Here is a 15,172-nt window from a genome sequence, read left to right as displayed (position 1 = left end):
TCGAGAGGTGGATGTCGCCGATCTGAGCCCCGCGCAGGCGCGGGAGCGCTTCCGCACCGGCGCGCGGATCCCCACCGCCGGCTGGTGCCAGGGCTGGACGCAGGCCAATCTCATCGCCGTGCCCAAGCGGCTGCGGTACGAGCTGCTGCTGTTCGCCCACCGAAACCCCCAGGCGTGCCCGGTGCTCGACGTCGGGGAGCCCGGATCGTGGTCCACCGAGCTGTTCGCCGGTGACCTGCGCACGGACCTGCCGGGCTATCGGCTCTACCGCGACGGCCGGGCGGTCGCCGACCTCGACGAGGTGGTGAGCGAGTGGCGCGACGACCTGGTGCCGTTCCTGATCGGCTGCAGCTTCACCTTCGAGCGGGCGCTGCTGGCCGCCGGGGTGCCGGTGCGGCACCTGGAGAGCGGGACGAACGTGCCGATGTACGTCACGAGCGTGCCCTGCCAGTCGAGCGGCAGCCTGTCGGGGCCGCTGGTGGTGTCGATGCGGCCGGTCCCCGGAGAGCTGGTGCACACCGCCATCCGGGTGAGCGGCCACTACCCGATGGTGCACGGGGCGCCCGTGCACGTCGGCGATCCGGCCGCGATCGGGATCGGCGACCTGGCCCGGCCCGACTACGGCGATCCAGTGGAGGTGCGGGCCGGGGACGTGCCGCTGTTCTGGGCGTGCGGGGTGACGCCGCAGGCGGCGGTGCTGGCCAGCGGCGTCGACTTCGCGATCGGCCACCTGCCGGGGCACATGGCGATCATGGACGTCCGTGACGACGACTATCTAGTGACATGACGAGATATTTCGCCGTATGGGTGGACGCGCTGGTCAGCTCGGCCGGGGTGCCCTCGAACACCACCCTGCCGCCGTGCTGCCCCGCCTCCGGGCCCAGGTCGATCACCCAGTCGGCCTGTTTCACCACGTCCAGGTCGTGCTCGATGACGATCACGCTGTTGCCCTCGTCCACCAGCCGGTCGAGCAGCGCCAGCAGCGTGTCCACGTCCGCCATGTGCAGGCCGGTCGTCGGCTCGTCGAACACGTACACCCGGCCCCGCTCGCGCAGCCGGTGCGCCAGCTTGAGCCGCTGCCGCTCCCCGCCCGACAGCGTGCTCAGCGGCTGCCCCAGCGTCAGGTAGCCGAGCCCCAGCTCGCCCAGCCCGGCCACGCCCGGCAGGTCGAACACCGCCGCCGCCTCGTCCGCCGTCATGGCCAGCACGTCCGCGATCGTCCGCCCCGCCACCTCGTACGACAGCGCCTGCTCGCCGTACCTGCTGCCACCGCACGCCTCGCACACCCGCGTCACCGGGTCCATGAACGCCAGGTCCGTCTTGATCTCGCCGCGCCCCTTGCACACCGGGCACGCCCCGGCCGAGTTGAAGCTGAACATCCCCGGCGCCACCCCGTGCGCCTCGGCGAACATCCTGCGCAGCGGGTCCATCGCGTTCAGGTACGTGGCGGGCGTGGAGCGCGGTGAGGCGGCGATGGCCGACTGGTCGATCAGGATCGTCTCCGGATGCCGCGCCACCAGCTCCCGCCGCATCAGGGTGCTCTTGCCCGATCCGGCCACCCCGGTGACGGCCGTCAGCACGCCGAGCGGCACGCGTACGGTGACGTCCTTGAGGTTGTGGGCGCTCGCGCCCGCGACGGTCAGCCAGCCCGACGGCTCGCGCACCCGCTCCTTGAGCCGTGTCACCCGGCGCAGCATGCGGCCGGTCAGCGTGCCGCCCGCGACCAGCCCGGCCACCGTGCCCTCGAACACCACGCGCCCGCCCTCCGTGCCCGCGCCCGGCCCCAGGTCCACGACGTGGTCGGCGAGCTCGATCAGATCACGGCTGTGCTCGACCACCAGCACCGTGTTGCCCTTGTCGCGCAGCTCCACCAGCAGGTCGCCGAGGCGGTGCACGTCACGCGGGTGCAGCCCGACGCTGGGCTCGTCGAAGATGTAGGTCATGCCGGTCAGGCTGCTGCCCAGGTTGCGCACGGTCTTCAGGCGCTGCGCCTCGCCGCCCGACAGCGTCGGCGTCTCGCGGCCGAGGCTGAGGTAGCCGAGCCCGATGGCCTCGATCCTGCGCAGCGACTCCACGGCCGACTCCGCCACCGGGTCGTCGAGGCGCTCGAGCACCTCGATGAGGTCGCTGACCTCCATCGCGCAGTAGCCGGCGAGGTTGTGCCCGCCGATCCTGGACGCCAGCGCGGCGGCGTTGAGCCGGGCGCCGCCGCACCTCCCGCAGGTGTGCTCGCGCACGTACGGGCGGGCCTCCTCGTCCACGTGCTCGCGGGCCCGCCGCAGGTAGAGCCGGTTGAAGCGGATCACCACCCCCTCGTACGTGTTCAGGTACCTGCCCCGCTTGACCTTGAACCCGCTCCCGTGCAGCAGTAGCTCCCGCTCCTGCCCGGTGAACTCGCCCAGCGGCTTGTCCGGGTCGAACAAGCCCGACTGCGCGTAGATCTGCCACGGCGCCGTGCCCACCGGGTGCAGGGCCAGCCCGCCCTGGTTGAGCGACAGGGCCGGGTCGATCAGCTGGTCCAGATCGACCTCGACGGTGCGCCCGAGCCCGTCGCAGCCGGGGCACATGCCCTGCGGGTCGTTGAAGCTGTAGGCGGAGGCGGGGCCCGCCGACGGCTCGCCACGCCGGGAGAACAGCACCCGCAGCAGCGCGTGGACCTCGGTCATCGTGCCCACGGTCGAGCGGGCCCCGCCGCCGACCGGCTTCTGGTCCACCACGACCGCCGCCGTCAGGTGCGACATGCGCTCGGCCCTGGGCCGCTCGTGCTTGGGCAGCCGGTTCCTGACGAACGCGCTGAACGTCTCGTTGAGCTGCCGCTGCGACTCCACCGCGATCGTGCCGAACACGATCGACGACTTGCCGGAGCCCGACACGCCCGTGAACACCGTCAGCCGCTCCTTGGGCAGGCGCAGCGAGACGTCCTTGAGGTTGTTCTGCCGCAGCCCGATCAGCTCGATGTCACGCGACACGCTGAAGCACCCCCAATAGCTAGAGCTACTACTGTTAGCCTAAGCTATCCGGCATGGCTGACATTCCCGACCGCAGAGCTCGCCGCAGGGCCGAGACGCAGGCCGAGATCCTCGGCATCGCGCTCGACGTCATGGCGGAGGAGGGAGTGGCGGGGCTGAGCATGGCGACCGTGGCCAGGCGGCTGGGCATCAGGCCGCCCTCGCTCTACAAGTACTTCCCGTCGCGGCACGCGGTCTACGACGCGCTGTTCGAGCGGGGGCAGGAGGGCTACCTCGCCGCCGTGCGCGGGCCCGGGCAGCCGGGGTTGCGCGGGATGGGGGCCTCGCTGGAGGCCGGCGCCCGCTGGATCATGGACAACCAGGTGCTGGCGCAGCTCCTGTTCTGGCGGCCGGTGCCCGGATTCTCCCCTTCGCCGGAGTCGTACGCGCCCGCCCTCGCCATCCACGAGCACTTCGCCGCCCTGATCAGGGACGCCGTCTCGCGCGGCGAGCTGCATCCGGACGCCGCGAGCGAGGACGGCCTCGCCCTGGCCGCGAGCCTCATCGCCGGCCCGATCTCCCAGCAGCTCGCCAACGAGCCGGACGCCACCTACGAGGAGGGCCGCTTCACCCGGCTCGTTCCCCGGCTTCCGGCCGTGTTCGCGGCGGTATACCCGCCGCCGTGAGCTGCGCCCCGATCGCCGGCGCGCCCCGCCGGTTGTCGATCTCCAGATGCGGCACGGCCGGCGGCTCGTCCACCCGGATGGCACGCAGGTAGTCGCCGAACGCCGCCAGCTTGCCCGTGTCCCTGCCGAGCCCCCTGGCCGTCAGCCGCTCGCGCAGGGTCGGCCCGTCGGAGCGCACCCACAGCAGCCGGACCGGCGGCCCGCCCAGCTCCGCCACCCACTGCGCCCACCCGGCCGCGTCGTGCACCTGCGTGGTGAACGGCCCGTCGAGCAGGACGGGGCAGCCGTGCCCGCGCACCTGCCTCGCGATCCTGGTCAGCCCACGGTACTCGTGCCGCTTGATGTGCTCGTCGTACCAGGGGCCCTCGCGCTCGCCGTCGGGGCGGCCGTGGGCGCGCAGCACCTCCGCGGCGAAGTCGCCGTACACGGTGTCCTTGTCGAGCAGCGCGGGCACGGGGGACAGGCGGGCGAGCAGCTCGGCCGCCACCGTGGACTTGCCCGCGCCGGGCGGCCCGCTGATCACCCACAGCGTGCTCACGCCGATCACCGTATACGCGGATCCGCGTACGCGGGTGCCTCGCCTCGGCGGACGACCGCGACGCGCGCGGCGAGCAGACTCGTTGCCCATGCTGACCGTCTTGACCAGGGTCTTCCGGGCGCCGGACCTGCGAGGCAAGGTGCTGTTCACGCTCGGGATCATCGTGCTGTTCCGGCTCGGGCAGCTCATGCCCGCCCCGGGCGTGGACATCGTGGTGGTGCGCCAGTGCCTCGGGTCCGCCAGCGGCGGCGTGTTCGACATGGTGCAGATGCTCAGCGGGGGCGCCATGTTGCAGCTCTCGGTGTTCGCGCTGGGCGTGATGCCGTACATCACGGCCAGCATCGTCATGCAGCTGCTCGCCGTGGTGATCCCCAGGCTGGACGCGCTCAGGAAGGAGGGCCAGAACGGCCAGGCCAAGATCACCCAGTACACCCGTTACGCCACCGTCGGCCTCGCCGTCCTGAACGCCGGCACCGTCGTCGCCCTGGCCCGCACCGGTCAGCTCCTGCCCGGCTGCCCCCGGCCGCTGCTGCGCGACGACGGGCTGCTCACCGTGTCGGTGATCGTGCTGACCATGGTGGCGGGAACCTGCGCGGTCATGTGGATGGGCGAGCTGGTCACCGAGCGCGGTGTGGGGAACGGCATGTCCCTGCTGATCTTCACGCAGGTCGTGGCCGTGTTCCCTGCCTACCTGTCGAGGATCTTCGTGATCAGCCCTGTCAGTTTCGTGGTGATGATCGTCTCGGGGCTGTTCCTGGTGGCCGCCGTGGTGTTCGTGGAGCAGGCGCAGCGGCGGGTGCCGGTGTCGTACGCCAAGCAGCTCATCGGCAAGCGCATGTACGGCGGACGCAACACCTACATCCCCATGAAGGTGAACCAGGCGGGCATCGTGCCGGTCATCTTCACCTCCTCCCTGCTCTACCTGCCGTCGCTGGCCGCGCCCCTGCTGGGGCCGGAGGCGCGGGCGTGGGTGGAGCTCAACCTCACCTCCGGGACGCATCCGCTCTACATGACGGCCTACGTGCTGCTCATCGCCGGGTTCGCCTACTTCTACGTGTCCATCACCTTCAACCCCGAGGAGGTGGCGGACGGCATCCGCAAGTACGGCGGCTTCGTGCCGGGGATCCGGCCGGGGCGGCCGACGGCGCAGTACCTGGCGTACGTGCTTAGCCGGCTCACCGCGCCGGGGGCGCTGTACCTGGCGGTGCTGGCGCTGCTGCCGCTGGTGGCGTTCGCGATCCTGCGGGATCCGGGGACGCAGCAGAACTTCCCGTTCGGCGGGGCCAGCATCCTGATCATGGTGGGGGTCGGGCTGGACACCGTGAAGCAGATCGAGGCCCAGCTCCAGCAGCGCAACTACGAGGGGTTCCTGAAGTAGGGGGCATCAGGCGGCGGCGTCGGCTCGGCGGCGGGCCCGGCTCGGCTGGGCAGGCGGCGGGCTCGGCCCTGCGGCGGGGTCAGCTCGGCAGGGCCAGGCCGGCTCGCAGGGCGAACACCACGAGCTGCGCCCGGTCCCTGGCGTGCAGCTTGACCATGGCGCGGCTGACGTGGGTGCGCACGGTGTCGGGGCTGATCGTCAGCTCCCCGGCGATCTCGTCGTTCGACCGGCCGGTGGCCACCCACGCCACCAGCTCCCGCTCCCGGGGCGTGAGCGTCTCGATGCCCTCGACCGGGCGGGCGTCGCCGTGCCTGCCGAACAGGCCGATGACCTTCCTGGTGATGGCGGGCGAGAGCAGCGCCTCGCCGGCGGCCACCACGCGCACGGCGTTGACCAGCTCATCGGGGGCGCTGTCCTTGAGCAGGAAGCCGCTGGCGCCGGCCTGGAGGGCGGCGAAGACGTACTCGTCCATGGCGAACGTCGTCACCACGACGATGCGGGTGCCGCGCAGCTCCGGGTCGCCGGCGATGGCGCGCAGGGTGGCCAGGCCGTCCATGCCGGGCATGCGGATGTCGAGGAGCAGGACGTCGGGGCGGGTGCGGCGGATCAGCTCCAGCGCCGCCCGCCCGTCGCCGGCCTCGCCTACGCACTCCATGCCTGGCTCCCGCTCCAGCAGCGCCCGCAGGCCCATCCGCACGACGGCCTGGTCGTCGGCGACGGCGACCCTGATCACGCCCTCCGGCCCGGCAACGCCCTCCGCGCCGACCGGGCCGTCCACGCCGGTCGGGCCTTCCGCGCCGGTTGCACTTGCCGCGCCGGTCATGCCGTCCGCGCCGGTCATGCCGTCCGCGCCGGTCATGCCGTCCGCGCCGGTCATGCCGTCCGCGCCGGTCATGCCGTCCGCGCCGGTCATGCCGTCCGCGCCGGTCATGTCGTCCGGGCTCGTCACGCCGAGGCCTGCGGGAAGCGTGCCTCCACGCGGAAACCGCCGCCCTCGCGCGGCCCGGCCGTGAAGTGGCCGCCCGCCTCGGTCACCCTGGCGCGCATCCCGGCCAGCCCTCGCCCCTCATCCGCGCCCGCCGGCCCGATGCCGCGGTCGGCGACCTCCACCACGAACTCGTGCGGATCGCCGGACGCGCGCACCAGCGCTCTGGTGGGGCCGGCGTGCCGCAGCACGTTGGTGAGCGACTCCCGCACCACCCGGTAGACGGGGCTGTGGAGGTGGGCGGGCACGGCGAGAACCGCGGGCTCGACGTCCACGGGCAGCCCCGCCGCCCGGACGCCGTCGATGAGCGCGGCCAGCTCGCCGGCCGGCGGGTCGATCCCGTCGAGCGCGGCCCGCAGGTGGGCGAGCGCGGTCGTGCTGGTCTCCTTGATCGCACGCAACGAGGCCCGCGCCTGCTCGGGATCGTCGTCGAGGGTGACGAGCGCGAGCCCGGCCTGCATGGCGATGGCCGCCAGCCCATGACCGGCCGCGTCATGCACCTCCCCGGCGATCCTGGCCCGCTCCCGGGCCAGCACCTCCACGCCGGAGTCGAGGCCACTCGCACCGGGAAACGCCGAATCCGCCCCGGCGCCGAGGCCGTTCGCTCCGGGGAGCGCCGTGTCCGTGTCGCCGACCAGCGTGCCCGCGCCGTCCAGGCCGGTCGAGACACGCGCCGTGTCCAGGCCGGTCGCGACACGCGCCGGGCTGACCCGCGCGATGCCGCCCGCGCCGGATGGCGCCTCGTCCGCATCACCGGCCGGAGCGCCCCTGCCGGAGGACTCCGTCTGCGCGCCGCCGTCCTGGCAGGGCCGCACCGTCGTGAGCGGCGCGGTGCGGGCCGCGGGGATGCCCCATGCCGCCGTGACGGCGGGCGGAGCGGCCTGCGTCGTGACGGCGGGCGGAGCGGTCTGGGACTGGGCGGGCGTCTGGAGCGCGGGTGTCTCGGCGTCGGCGGCGGCAGCGGCGGCCGCCGCGCGGGCCTGGGCGAGGCCGCTGAACGACCACGGGACGGCCAGCCACCCGGCCCACGCCAGCATGACGACGACCGGCACGTCACCCAGCCGGCTCAGGCGCGACAGCGCGGCGAGCGGCCTGCGCAGACGCCCCGTCCTCCGCGTGTCGTCGGTAGCCATCCCCCACCCGCTCAGGCTCGTGTAGCCCCGATCCTAGCGAGCTTTCACACCGTGCGGCTCGACCGCGACCCGTCCAGGCCCCAGGAAATGATCTTGCTGGGCGCGAGCCGGATGACCTCGCGGGAGAAGAACGGCACGGGCGGCTCGGCGTCCGTCAGCGCCACCGCCGTGCCGCGGATCTCGATCCCCCGCGCCACCCACGGGTCGACCGAGGCCAGGTCGTCCACGACGAAGGAGATCGTGCTGCCCCGCTGGATGTTCTTGAACTTCTTGGACACGCCCAGCGCGTGCCCGCCGATCACGATCGTGCCGTCCTGCACGAAGAAGCCGACGGGGTTGTTCTGCACCTGCCCGTCGGGTGCGACCGTGGCCAGACGGCCGAGCCGCTGGCCGGAGAGGTAGTCGAGTTCCGCTGATGTGAAGATCATGCCGCCAGTCTGCAACCTTGACATAGGTTGAGGTCAAGCGGGGATCAGGCGGCCAGCCCTTCGGTGAGCCAGCGCAGCGGGTTGTCGTGGGTGATGAGGCGGATGACGTCCTCGCCCGTGCCCGCCTCGCGCAGGCGCGGCAGCAGCACGCGGAACAGGTGGCCGTAACCGGGGCCGTCGTAGCGGCGCACCTGTGCCACCCGGCTCAGCCCCGTGCTGAGCAGCAGGCGCTCGGCGTGGCCGTCCTCGATGAGGGCGAGCGCGATCCTGGCCGCCTGCTCGGCGCCCAGGCCCAGCGCGCCCAGGCTGACGTACGCGCCCGACTCGGCGATCTTCCTGGCGGCGCCCAGGTCGGCGCCGGCGTACCCGACGGCGATCCGCGAGCCGGGCAGGTTCTGGCCGAGCAGGATCTCCAGCAGCGCCAGGGCGCTCCTGCCGTGCGTGGCCACCGGCAGGCGCGAGCGCAGGGAGGCGCGGGCGGCGGCGACCAGGCAGCGCTCCTCGCGCGCCGTGGGCTCGGCGCCCCAGCAGCCGACCTCGCCGATCACGCCGGGGAACACGCCCGTCCCGTCCACGCCGCTGACGATCTCCTCCATCAGGCGGGCGGTGAGCGTGTCCACGTCCTCGTCGCCGACGTTCGTGAACGGCTCGGCGAACAGGCCGGTGGAGGCGATCACCGGCACCCTGCTGCCCGCGGCGACGCGGGCCAGGGCGGCGGCGTCGCGGCCCATGCCGATGCAGGTCAGGTCGACCACCAGGCCGAGCTGCTCGGACTGGCGCAGCTCGCGCAGCTCCGCGGTGACCGTGGTCTCCTCGTCGAGCCAGCGGTGCGGGTCGGAGTCGATGCCGACCGCCCAGCGCATGTCGGTGCGCAGGTGCTCGTGGGGGAGGACGGTGCCGTCGATGGCGGCCACGCGTACAGGGCCGGTGACGGTGCGGAGTAGAACCTCGGGCATAACAGACATTAACCGATGTTTGCTGGACAAAAGCTGATCAGGCAGGAAATTTTACCGTCTATGGGGTTTGGTGGTTTGCTAGTCGTCTGCAAGTGGCCATGGGGGGCCGGGCCGTATCCTGGGTGGCACACTGACAGCCGGGGGGACTTGTGCCGATTCCGAACTCCGACACGGGCGAAGCCGACGTGATCAAGAATGAGGCCGCCGATCATTCCAGCATGCCCGAGCGCCGCTCGGGCTTCCGGGGCTGGCTGGACGGCGTGCGCTCCACCCGCGCGGGAGCGCTCACCCTGAAGATCGTGGTGGGCGTGATCGGCACTCTCATGGTCGTGGGCGGGCTGATCATGGTGCCGTTCCCCGGGCCGGGCTGGCTCGTGGTGTTCGCGGGCCTGGCGGTGCTGGCAACGGAGTTCCACTGGGCGCACAAGGTCCTGGAGTTCGGCAAGCAGACGCTGCACGCCTGGACGGAGTGGTACAAGCGGCAGGGCTGGACGGTGCGCATCATCGTGCTCATCGTCACGGTGGCCGCCGCCGCGGTGATCGTCTACTTCGGCCTGCTCACGCTCGGCATCGACGTCATCGAGATCGCCCAGCGCTTCATCTAGCCCGGCCCGCATCCAGACCCGGTGGTTATCGCCGCCGGGAATCCCCGGATCCGCTGTCTATTCTGCGGGCGTGATCGCTCATCTCGCCATGGCGCTGTCCTTGACGCTCCCCGCCACGGCCACGGCCACTGCCACTGCCGCGCCCGCGCAGGTGGACTTGCCGCTGCCTGGCACCAATGGCGTGAAATATCGCGAAAAGGCGGGCGATCCGATACGTCTGGCCGCCTACGGGCTCGGCACCAGGCGCACCTACCTCAGATCGGCCACCGGCAACGCCTTCACCTGGGAGAAGTCGTTGTCGGAAGTGTCCGTCTCGCCGGGCAACCGCTGGGCGGCCGGCGTGCCCGCCGCGTACCGCTCCGGCTACGACCACCTCGTCGTCACCGACCGCACCACCGGGCGGGCCTCCAGCATCCGCACCGTCAAGAAGCCGATGACCGCCTCCTACGTCTCCTGGTCGCGCGACGCCAGGCGCGTCGCGCTCACGGTCGAGCGCAAGGTGAGCGGCAAGTGGCGGGTGCTCGGCTTCACGGTCGTGGACGTGGTCTCCAAGACCGCCCGCACCGTGCGGATCTCCGGCCTGAGCGCGGAGGCCGGCTTCTGGTGGAGCCCCGACGGCAACCTCGTCTCCCGGCACGGCGGCGGCCTGCGCGTCCACCGGGTCTCCGACGGGGCGGTCCTGCGCACGTACGCGGGCGCCGGGCTGCCGACGGGGCCGGAGGACTCGTTCTCGCCCTCGGGCAAGCGGCTGGTCACCTGGTGCCCGTCGCGCTTCAAGGAGCATCTGTGCCTGGTCGACCCGGCCACCGGCAGGATCGCCCGGCGGGTGGCCGCGCGGCCGGAGGCGGTGTTCGGCTGGTGGGACGAGAGCCATCTCGTCGCCGTCATGGCGCACCGCGGCGCCTACCGCCTGGCGGTGCTCGACCTCGGCGGCAGGGTCACGCGCGTGCTCGCCGGCCTGCCCGCCCGGACGTGGGCCGCCGACCTGTGGGTCTCCTTCACCCGGACGCCGGGCTCATAGATACAGGCCCGTGCCGTGGTCGGTCTCCTCGGTGGCCACGGCGTGCAGGTCGCGCTCGCGCATCACCAGGTAGACCTTGGCGTGCACCTCCACCTCGAACTGGTCCTCCGGGTTGAACAGCACCTTGTCGCCGACCTTGACCGAGCGCACGTTCGTGCCGACGCCGCACACCTCACCCCAGGCCAGGCGGTTGGCCATCTTGACCGTCGCGGGGATGACGATCCCGGAGCCGCTGCGCCGCTCCTCGGCCTCCTGCTCCAACCTGATCATGACTCGGTCGTGCAGCATCTGAATCTCGAACTTGGGCTCTTCCACAGGCTCAAGTTTACGAGCAGGCGGACGCGTGGTCTCCCAGGATGCTCAACCCGCCACCTACCGTGACCGGAGCGATCATGGCAGGATACCGCCATGATCATGGCCTTCGGTGAGACCGGCTGGCAGTGGCAGAACGCCCCCAAGCAGTGGACCGTGGACGACGGCCTGAGCCTCTTCTGCGACCCGGGCACGGACCTGTGGCGCACCACCCACTACGGCTACGTCAACGACAACGCCCACCTGTTCGGCCGCACCCAGTCCGGTGACCTGCGGCTCACGGTCACCTTCTCCGGCGAGTACGCCGAGCAGTACGACCAGGCCGGCGCGGTGCTGCGGATCGACGAGCACCACTGGATCAAGGCGGGCGTCGAGTACGTCGACGGTGGCTTCCACCTCAGCACGGTCGTGACCAGGCAGTTCTCCGACTGGTCGGTGCTGCCGCTGGGGCGGGCGGCGAGCGCGGTGACGTTCGACCTGGAGCGGGCGGGCGACGCGGTCACCGTGCGCTACGGCCTGGACGGCGCCGCGCCGCGGACCATGCTCCGCCTGGCCTACTTCCCTCCGGGCGAGGCCGCCCTGGCCGGCGCCATGGCCGCCGCCCCCGCGGGCAAGGGTTTCCCCGTCCGCTTCACTGAGATCCGCCTCACGGCGACCCCGCCGCGCCCCTGACGCCGCCGGTCACGGCAGTCTGAGCTCGGCGAACACCGGCCGGTGGTCGGTGCCGTCGAGCTTCAGCACCTGGAAGCCGCGCACCGCCATCCGCGAGTCGGCCAGCACGTGATCGATGGTCACCCCGGGCGACTGCAGCCACGACCCGAACTGCGGCCAGGTCGCCACGAACCCCAGCCCCATCACGTCGGCGGCGTCCCGGTAGCCGGAGTCCAGCAGGTCACGCACCGGCAGGTGGTCGAGCGTGGCGTTGAAGTCGCCCGCCAGCACCCGCAGCGCGTCCCCGCCGCCCCGGGGCAGCGCCTCCAGCCCCGCCTGCCAGCACGGCTGCCGCCCGATGCGCTTGGGCGCGCACGGATGCACGGAGACGACCTCGATCCGCTCCTCGCCGGGCAGCGTCAGCCACGCCCTGGCCTGGCCGAAAGGGCCCTCCTTGATGAACCCGCCGTCCTCGACCGGATGCCGGGCGTACACGGCGGACCCGCCCACGCCCGTCAGCGGCCTGGTCACGGCGTGCCGCAGCGTACGGCGCAGCCCCGCCTCCTCCAGCCGCCGCATGGAGTCCGGGGTGAACTCCTGCAACGCCAGCACGTCCGGCTTCAGCCGCTCGACCAGGGCCATCAGCTCCGCCGGGTCCGCCTGGCCGACCATCAGGTTGGCCGCCAGCACCCGCAGCGCCGGCCCCTCGGCGTCGGGGTTGCCGTCCGTGAGAGCGCGCGGCAGCACCGCGGGCACCAGCGCCAGCACCGACACGAGCGCGACCGTGCCGGCCGCCCAGCGCCGCAGCACGCAGGCCAGCGCCAGGCCGAGCACGGCCGCGCACACCGCGTACGGCGTGTACGCCACCGCCGGCACCCACGGCCAGTCCGGCTCGAACCCGCTCAACCGCACCACCGCCCACAGGGCGAAGGGCACGACCACGATCCAACTCGTCCATGTACGCACGTCCTGTATCGCCATAAGTCCGGATCTGGGTTCATGAGAAGGTGTGCCCATGCACGACGCAGAAGCCCGGGTCCTGAACGCCCTCGACGAGGCCGAGACCGTGAACCTGCTGGCCGAGACCGTCAGGGTCCCCAGCGTGACCGGCACCGACGCCGAGTCCGACCTGCAGCACCGCATGGCCCGCCTGCTCACCGAGGCAGGCATGGACGTGGACGTCTGGAAACTCGACCTGACCGACCTGACCACCCGCCCCGGCTTCCCCGGCACCGAGGCCCCGAGGTCGGAGGGGTACGGCGTCGTGGCCGTCACCCCGGGCGGAGAAGGGCCGCCCGCGCTGGCGCTGCAGGGCCACGTGGACGTCGTGCCGACCGGCGACCTGGCCAAGTGGGAGGGCAGCGACCCGTTCGCCGCCCGGATCACCGGTGACGTGCTGCACGGCAGGGGCGCCTGCGACATGAAGGCCGGCCTCGTCGCCAACCTCGCCGTGGCCCGCGCCATCGAGCGGGCCGGGATCGAGCTGGCCAGGCCGCTGGCCGTGCACTGCGTGATCAGCGAGGAGGACGGCGGGCTCGGCGCGTTCGCCACCCTGGCCAGGGGGCACACGGCCGAGGCGGCGGTCATCAGCGAGCCCACCAGCGGCGCCGTCATCACCGCCAACGCGGGCGCGCTGACGTTCCGGCTGGAGATCGCCGGGCGGGCCGCGCACGGCGCCACCCGGTACGAGGGGGTCAACGCGATCGAGGCGTTCTGGCCGGTGTTCCAGGCGATCCGGCGGCTGGAGGCCGAGCGCAACAGGGACGTGCCCGAGCTGTTCGCCGGCAACGCGATGCCGTACCCGATCGAGGTCGGCACGGTGCGGGCCGGCGACTGGGCCAGCACCGTGCCCGACCTGCTGGTCGCCGAGGGGCGGCTCGGGGTGCGGCTGGAGGAGGACCCGGCCGCGGCGCGGGCGGCGTTCGAGCAGGTGCTGGCCGAGGTCGACGACCCGTGGCTGCGGGCCAACCCGCCGGTCGTGACGTGGCCGGGCGGGCAGTTCGCCAGCGGCCGGCTGCCGGCGGGCCACGAGCTGCTCGGCCAGGTGAACCGGGCCGTGGAGGAGACGACCGGCGCCCGGCCCGCGCAGACGGCGGCGCCGTACGGGAGCGACCTGCGGCTCTACACGGCGGGCGGCATCCCTACGCTGCACTACGGCCCCGGGGACGTGCGGTTCGCGCACGCCCCCAGGGAGCAGGTCGAGCTGAGGGAGCTGCGCGAGGTCACGCGGGCACTGGCACTGCTCGCTGTGCGCCGCTGCGCAGCACTCTGAGCAGCGCGGGAGGGCTCATCAGCGACTGCGGCGGGTCGTAGAGGTTCGTCACCCGCAGGAAGCGCCGCGTCAGCTCGGGATCGTGCGCGGCGGCGGCGTGGAAGCGGTCGAGGTAGGCGCCGATGAGCCGCATCTTCGGCGTCGGCCGGCCGTCCGTGGTGGCGATCCGCAGGTCGGCGCCGACCGTGATCTCCCAGGGGAGGTCCACGATCGCGGCGAGGCGCCGGAAGTACGCCGCCGGGCTCAGGCCGGGGTCGAGCAGCGCCTTGGCCTCCAGGGCGGCGACCGTCATGCCCTGGCCGTAGAGGGGGTTGAACGAGCAGACCGCGTCCCCGGTGACCAGCAGGCCGTCGGGGAAGGAGGCCAGCCGCTCGTAGCGGCGCCTGACCGCGGTGGGCGTGTGGTACGTGCGCGGCTCCCCGAGCGGCTCCGCGGTCGTGACCAGGTGGTGCAGGTCGGGAGCGGCGAGGGTGGCGGCGAAGGCGGCGAAGTCCCCGTGGCCGCGTGGCGGCCCCATGCCGTACCCGGCCAGGGTGACGACCCAGCGCTCGTCCTCCAGCGCCAGCGCCACCCCGGCCCGCGGCGTCCCGGGCGTGGGGCCGACGACGGCGATCACGTCCCCGGCGAGGTGGTCGTCGCGGCGGCGGAACTCGCGCGAGCTGTACCGCAGGTCGATCGTCACGCGCTCCTCCCGCGGCGGCCGGAAGCCCAGGTCGCCGAGCCAGAACGGGGTGCGCGAGCCGCGGCCCGCGGCGTCCACGACGAGGTCGGCCGGGATCAGCTCGCCCTCGGCGAGCCGCACCCCCGTGACCCGGCCCTGCCTGGCCAGCAGCCCGGTGACGGTCCGCTCGGCCAGCACCCGCACGCCGGGCAGCGCCCCGACCCTGCGCCGCACCTGGCCTTCGAGCAGCGGACGGCTGACGAGCAGCCCCGTGAGCCCGCTGGAACCGCGGGCCAGCCGCCGGCCCGCGTGGACGTGGCGCGCCCGGTCCTGCATGTCTCCCCTGATCGCGCCCTGCGCGACGAGCTCGGCCGAGAGGCCGGGCAGCAACTCGTCCATGACCTCGCTGCCCCTGGCGAGCAGGCCGTGCGCGTGGCGGCTCTGGCCGGCGCCCCGGCGGTGGGCGTCGACGGCCGGCAACGTGTCCCGATCGAGCACTGTGACCTGGGCGAACCGGCGGTGCAGGGCCGCCGCGGACAGCAGGCCCGCGATGCTCGCCCCGATGACGACGGCGTGATCCATCTGGATTCCCCCTGTG

General features: G+C 72.8%; 16 protein-coding genes. 7 read left to right on the top strand and 9 right to left on the bottom strand.

The window, feature by feature from the left end; all coding sequences use genetic code 11:
• Window positions 1–7: 7 nt before the first annotated feature.
• Window positions 8–787, top strand: a complete 780-nt coding sequence (locus HD597_RS34455; protein ID WP_253747420.1) for a putative hydro-lyase — start codon at window positions 8–10, stop codon at window positions 785–787.
• Here HD597_RS34455 and HD597_RS34450 read toward each other — a convergent pair.
• Window positions 750–2,969, bottom strand: coding sequence for an excinuclease ABC subunit UvrA (locus HD597_RS34450; RefSeq protein ID WP_253747418.1), 2,220 nt, complete (start codon window positions 2,967–2,969; stop codon window positions 750–752). The two genes, HD597_RS34455 and HD597_RS34450, sit on opposite strands and share 38 nt — an antisense overlap.
• Before the next feature lie 53 nt (window positions 2,970–3,022).
• On the opposite strand from HD597_RS34450, the gene HD597_RS34445 reads away from it, so the two are divergent.
• Window positions 3,023–3,634: a TetR/AcrR family transcriptional regulator gene (locus tag HD597_RS34445; RefSeq protein WP_253747416.1), complete on the top strand. Its 612-nt coding sequence runs from the start codon at window positions 3,023–3,025 to the stop codon at window positions 3,632–3,634.
• On the opposite strand, the gene HD597_RS34440 is transcribed toward HD597_RS34445, so the two are convergent.
• On the bottom strand, window positions 3,576–4,172 hold the full coding sequence (locus HD597_RS34440) for a P-loop nucleotide/nucleoside kinase family protein (protein WP_253747414.1): 597 nt from the start codon (window positions 4,170–4,172) through the stop codon (window positions 3,576–3,578). The two genes, HD597_RS34445 and HD597_RS34440, sit on opposite strands and share 59 nt — an antisense overlap.
• A gap of 88 nt (window positions 4,173–4,260) precedes the next feature.
• Here HD597_RS34440 and secY point away from each other — a divergent pair, with 88 nt between their 5' ends.
• Window positions 4,261–5,550 carry a preprotein translocase subunit SecY gene (gene secY / locus HD597_RS34435; RefSeq protein WP_253747412.1) on the top strand — a complete coding sequence of 430 codons (1,290 nt, stop codon included), beginning with the start codon at window positions 4,261–4,263 and terminating at the stop codon, window positions 5,548–5,550.
• A gap of 79 nt (window positions 5,551–5,629) precedes the next feature.
• Here the strand turns inward: secY and HD597_RS34430 are convergent, their stop codons facing one another.
• The 4 genes from HD597_RS34430 to HD597_RS34415 form a co-directional block, all read right to left on the bottom strand.
• Entirely contained in the window at window positions 5,630–6,283 is a 654-nt protein-coding gene (locus tag HD597_RS34430) for a response regulator (protein WP_308210980.1), read from the bottom strand.
• 212 nt (window positions 6,284–6,495) lie between these two features.
• Window positions 6,496–7,668 (bottom strand): sensor histidine kinase, encoded by a 1,173-nt coding sequence (locus tag HD597_RS34425; protein ID WP_253747410.1) that lies wholly within the window; start codon window positions 7,666–7,668, stop codon window positions 6,496–6,498.
• Between the two features lie 44 nt (window positions 7,669–7,712).
• Window positions 7,713–8,096, bottom strand: coding sequence for a PPOX class F420-dependent oxidoreductase (locus HD597_RS34420; RefSeq protein ID WP_253747408.1), 384 nt, complete (start codon window positions 8,094–8,096; stop codon window positions 7,713–7,715).
• Window positions 8,097–8,140: 44 nt separating this feature from the next.
• Window positions 8,141–9,052: a phosphotriesterase family protein gene (locus tag HD597_RS34415; RefSeq protein ID WP_253747406.1), complete on the bottom strand. Its 912-nt coding sequence runs from the start codon at window positions 9,050–9,052 to the stop codon at window positions 8,141–8,143.
• A 185-nt stretch (window positions 9,053–9,237) separates the two neighbouring features.
• On the opposite strand from HD597_RS34415, the gene HD597_RS34410 reads away from it, so the two are divergent.
• Both HD597_RS34410 and HD597_RS34405 read left to right on the top strand, forming a co-directional pair.
• Window positions 9,238–9,657 (top strand): TIGR02611 family protein, encoded by a 420-nt coding sequence (locus tag HD597_RS34410; protein ID WP_253747404.1) that lies wholly within the window; start codon window positions 9,238–9,240, stop codon window positions 9,655–9,657.
• Window positions 9,658–9,727: 70 nt separating this feature from the next.
• Window positions 9,728–10,678 (top strand): TolB-like translocation protein, encoded by a 951-nt coding sequence (locus tag HD597_RS34405; RefSeq protein WP_253747402.1) that lies wholly within the window; start codon window positions 9,728–9,730, stop codon window positions 10,676–10,678.
• Here the strand turns inward: HD597_RS34405 and HD597_RS34400 are convergent.
• Window positions 10,673–10,993, bottom strand: a complete 321-nt coding sequence (locus HD597_RS34400) for a GroES family chaperonin (protein ID WP_185107225.1) — start codon at window positions 10,991–10,993, stop codon at window positions 10,673–10,675. The genes HD597_RS34405 and HD597_RS34400 overlap by 6 nt on opposite strands.
• 93 nt (window positions 10,994–11,086) lie before the next feature.
• Here HD597_RS34400 and HD597_RS34395 point away from each other — a divergent pair, with 93 nt between their 5' ends.
• On the top strand, window positions 11,087–11,662 hold the full coding sequence (locus HD597_RS34395; RefSeq protein WP_253747400.1) for a DUF1349 domain-containing protein: 576 nt from the start codon (window positions 11,087–11,089) through the stop codon (window positions 11,660–11,662).
• Between the two features lie 9 nt (window positions 11,663–11,671).
• Here HD597_RS34395 and HD597_RS34390 read toward each other — a convergent pair whose 3' ends face one another.
• A complete protein-coding gene (locus HD597_RS34390; protein ID WP_253747398.1) occupies window positions 11,672–12,583 on the bottom strand; it encodes an endonuclease/exonuclease/phosphatase family protein in 912 nt (303 codons plus the stop codon).
• Between the two features lie 73 nt (window positions 12,584–12,656).
• Between HD597_RS34390 and HD597_RS34385 the strand changes: the two genes are divergently transcribed.
• A complete protein-coding gene (locus HD597_RS34385) occupies window positions 12,657–13,913 on the top strand; it encodes an ArgE/DapE family deacylase (RefSeq protein ID WP_253747396.1) in 1,257 nt (418 codons plus the stop codon).
• Here the strand turns inward: HD597_RS34385 and HD597_RS34380 are convergent.
• Window positions 13,864–15,156 carry an FAD-dependent oxidoreductase gene (locus tag HD597_RS34380; protein WP_253747394.1) on the bottom strand — a complete coding sequence of 431 codons (1,293 nt, stop codon included), beginning with the start codon at window positions 15,154–15,156 and terminating at the stop codon, window positions 13,864–13,866. The two genes, HD597_RS34385 and HD597_RS34380, sit on opposite strands and share 50 nt — an antisense overlap.
• Between the last annotated feature and the right edge of the window lie 16 nt (window positions 15,157–15,172).

Origin of the sequence: Nonomuraea thailandensis (genome assembly GCF_024172165.1) — a bacterium.
GTDB lineage: Bacteria > Actinomycetota > Actinomycetes > Streptosporangiales > Streptosporangiaceae > Nonomuraea > Nonomuraea thailandensis.
This window is presented reverse-complemented; position numbering and strand designations above follow the sequence as displayed.

Excerpts from the sequence above, each read along its gene's own strand:
- HD597_RS34445 (WP_253747416.1), top strand. The coding sequence starts at position 3,023 with ATGGCTGACATTCCCGACCGCAGAGCTCGCCGCAGGGCCGAGACGCAG.
- secY (WP_253747412.1), top strand. The coding sequence starts at position 4,261 with ATGCTGACCGTCTTGACCAGGGTCTTCCGGGCGCCGGACCTGCGAGGC.
- HD597_RS34425 (WP_253747410.1), bottom strand. The coding sequence starts at position 7,668 with ATGGCTACCGACGACACGCGGAGGACGGGGCGTCTGCGCAGGCCGCTC.
- HD597_RS34420 (WP_253747408.1), bottom strand. The coding sequence starts at position 8,096 with ATGATCTTCACATCAGCGGAACTCGACTACCTCTCCGGCCAGCGGCTC.
- HD597_RS34415 (WP_253747406.1), bottom strand. The coding sequence starts at position 9,052 with ATGCCCGAGGTTCTACTCCGCACCGTCACCGGCCCTGTACGCGTGGCC.
- HD597_RS34395 (WP_253747400.1), top strand. The coding sequence starts at position 11,087 with ATGATCATGGCCTTCGGTGAGACCGGCTGGCAGTGGCAGAACGCCCCC.
- HD597_RS34385 (WP_253747396.1), top strand. The coding sequence starts at position 12,657 with ATGCACGACGCAGAAGCCCGGGTCCTGAACGCCCTCGACGAGGCCGAG.
- HD597_RS34380 (WP_253747394.1), bottom strand. The coding sequence starts at position 15,156 with ATGGATCACGCCGTCGTCATCGGGGCGAGCATCGCGGGCCTGCTGTCC.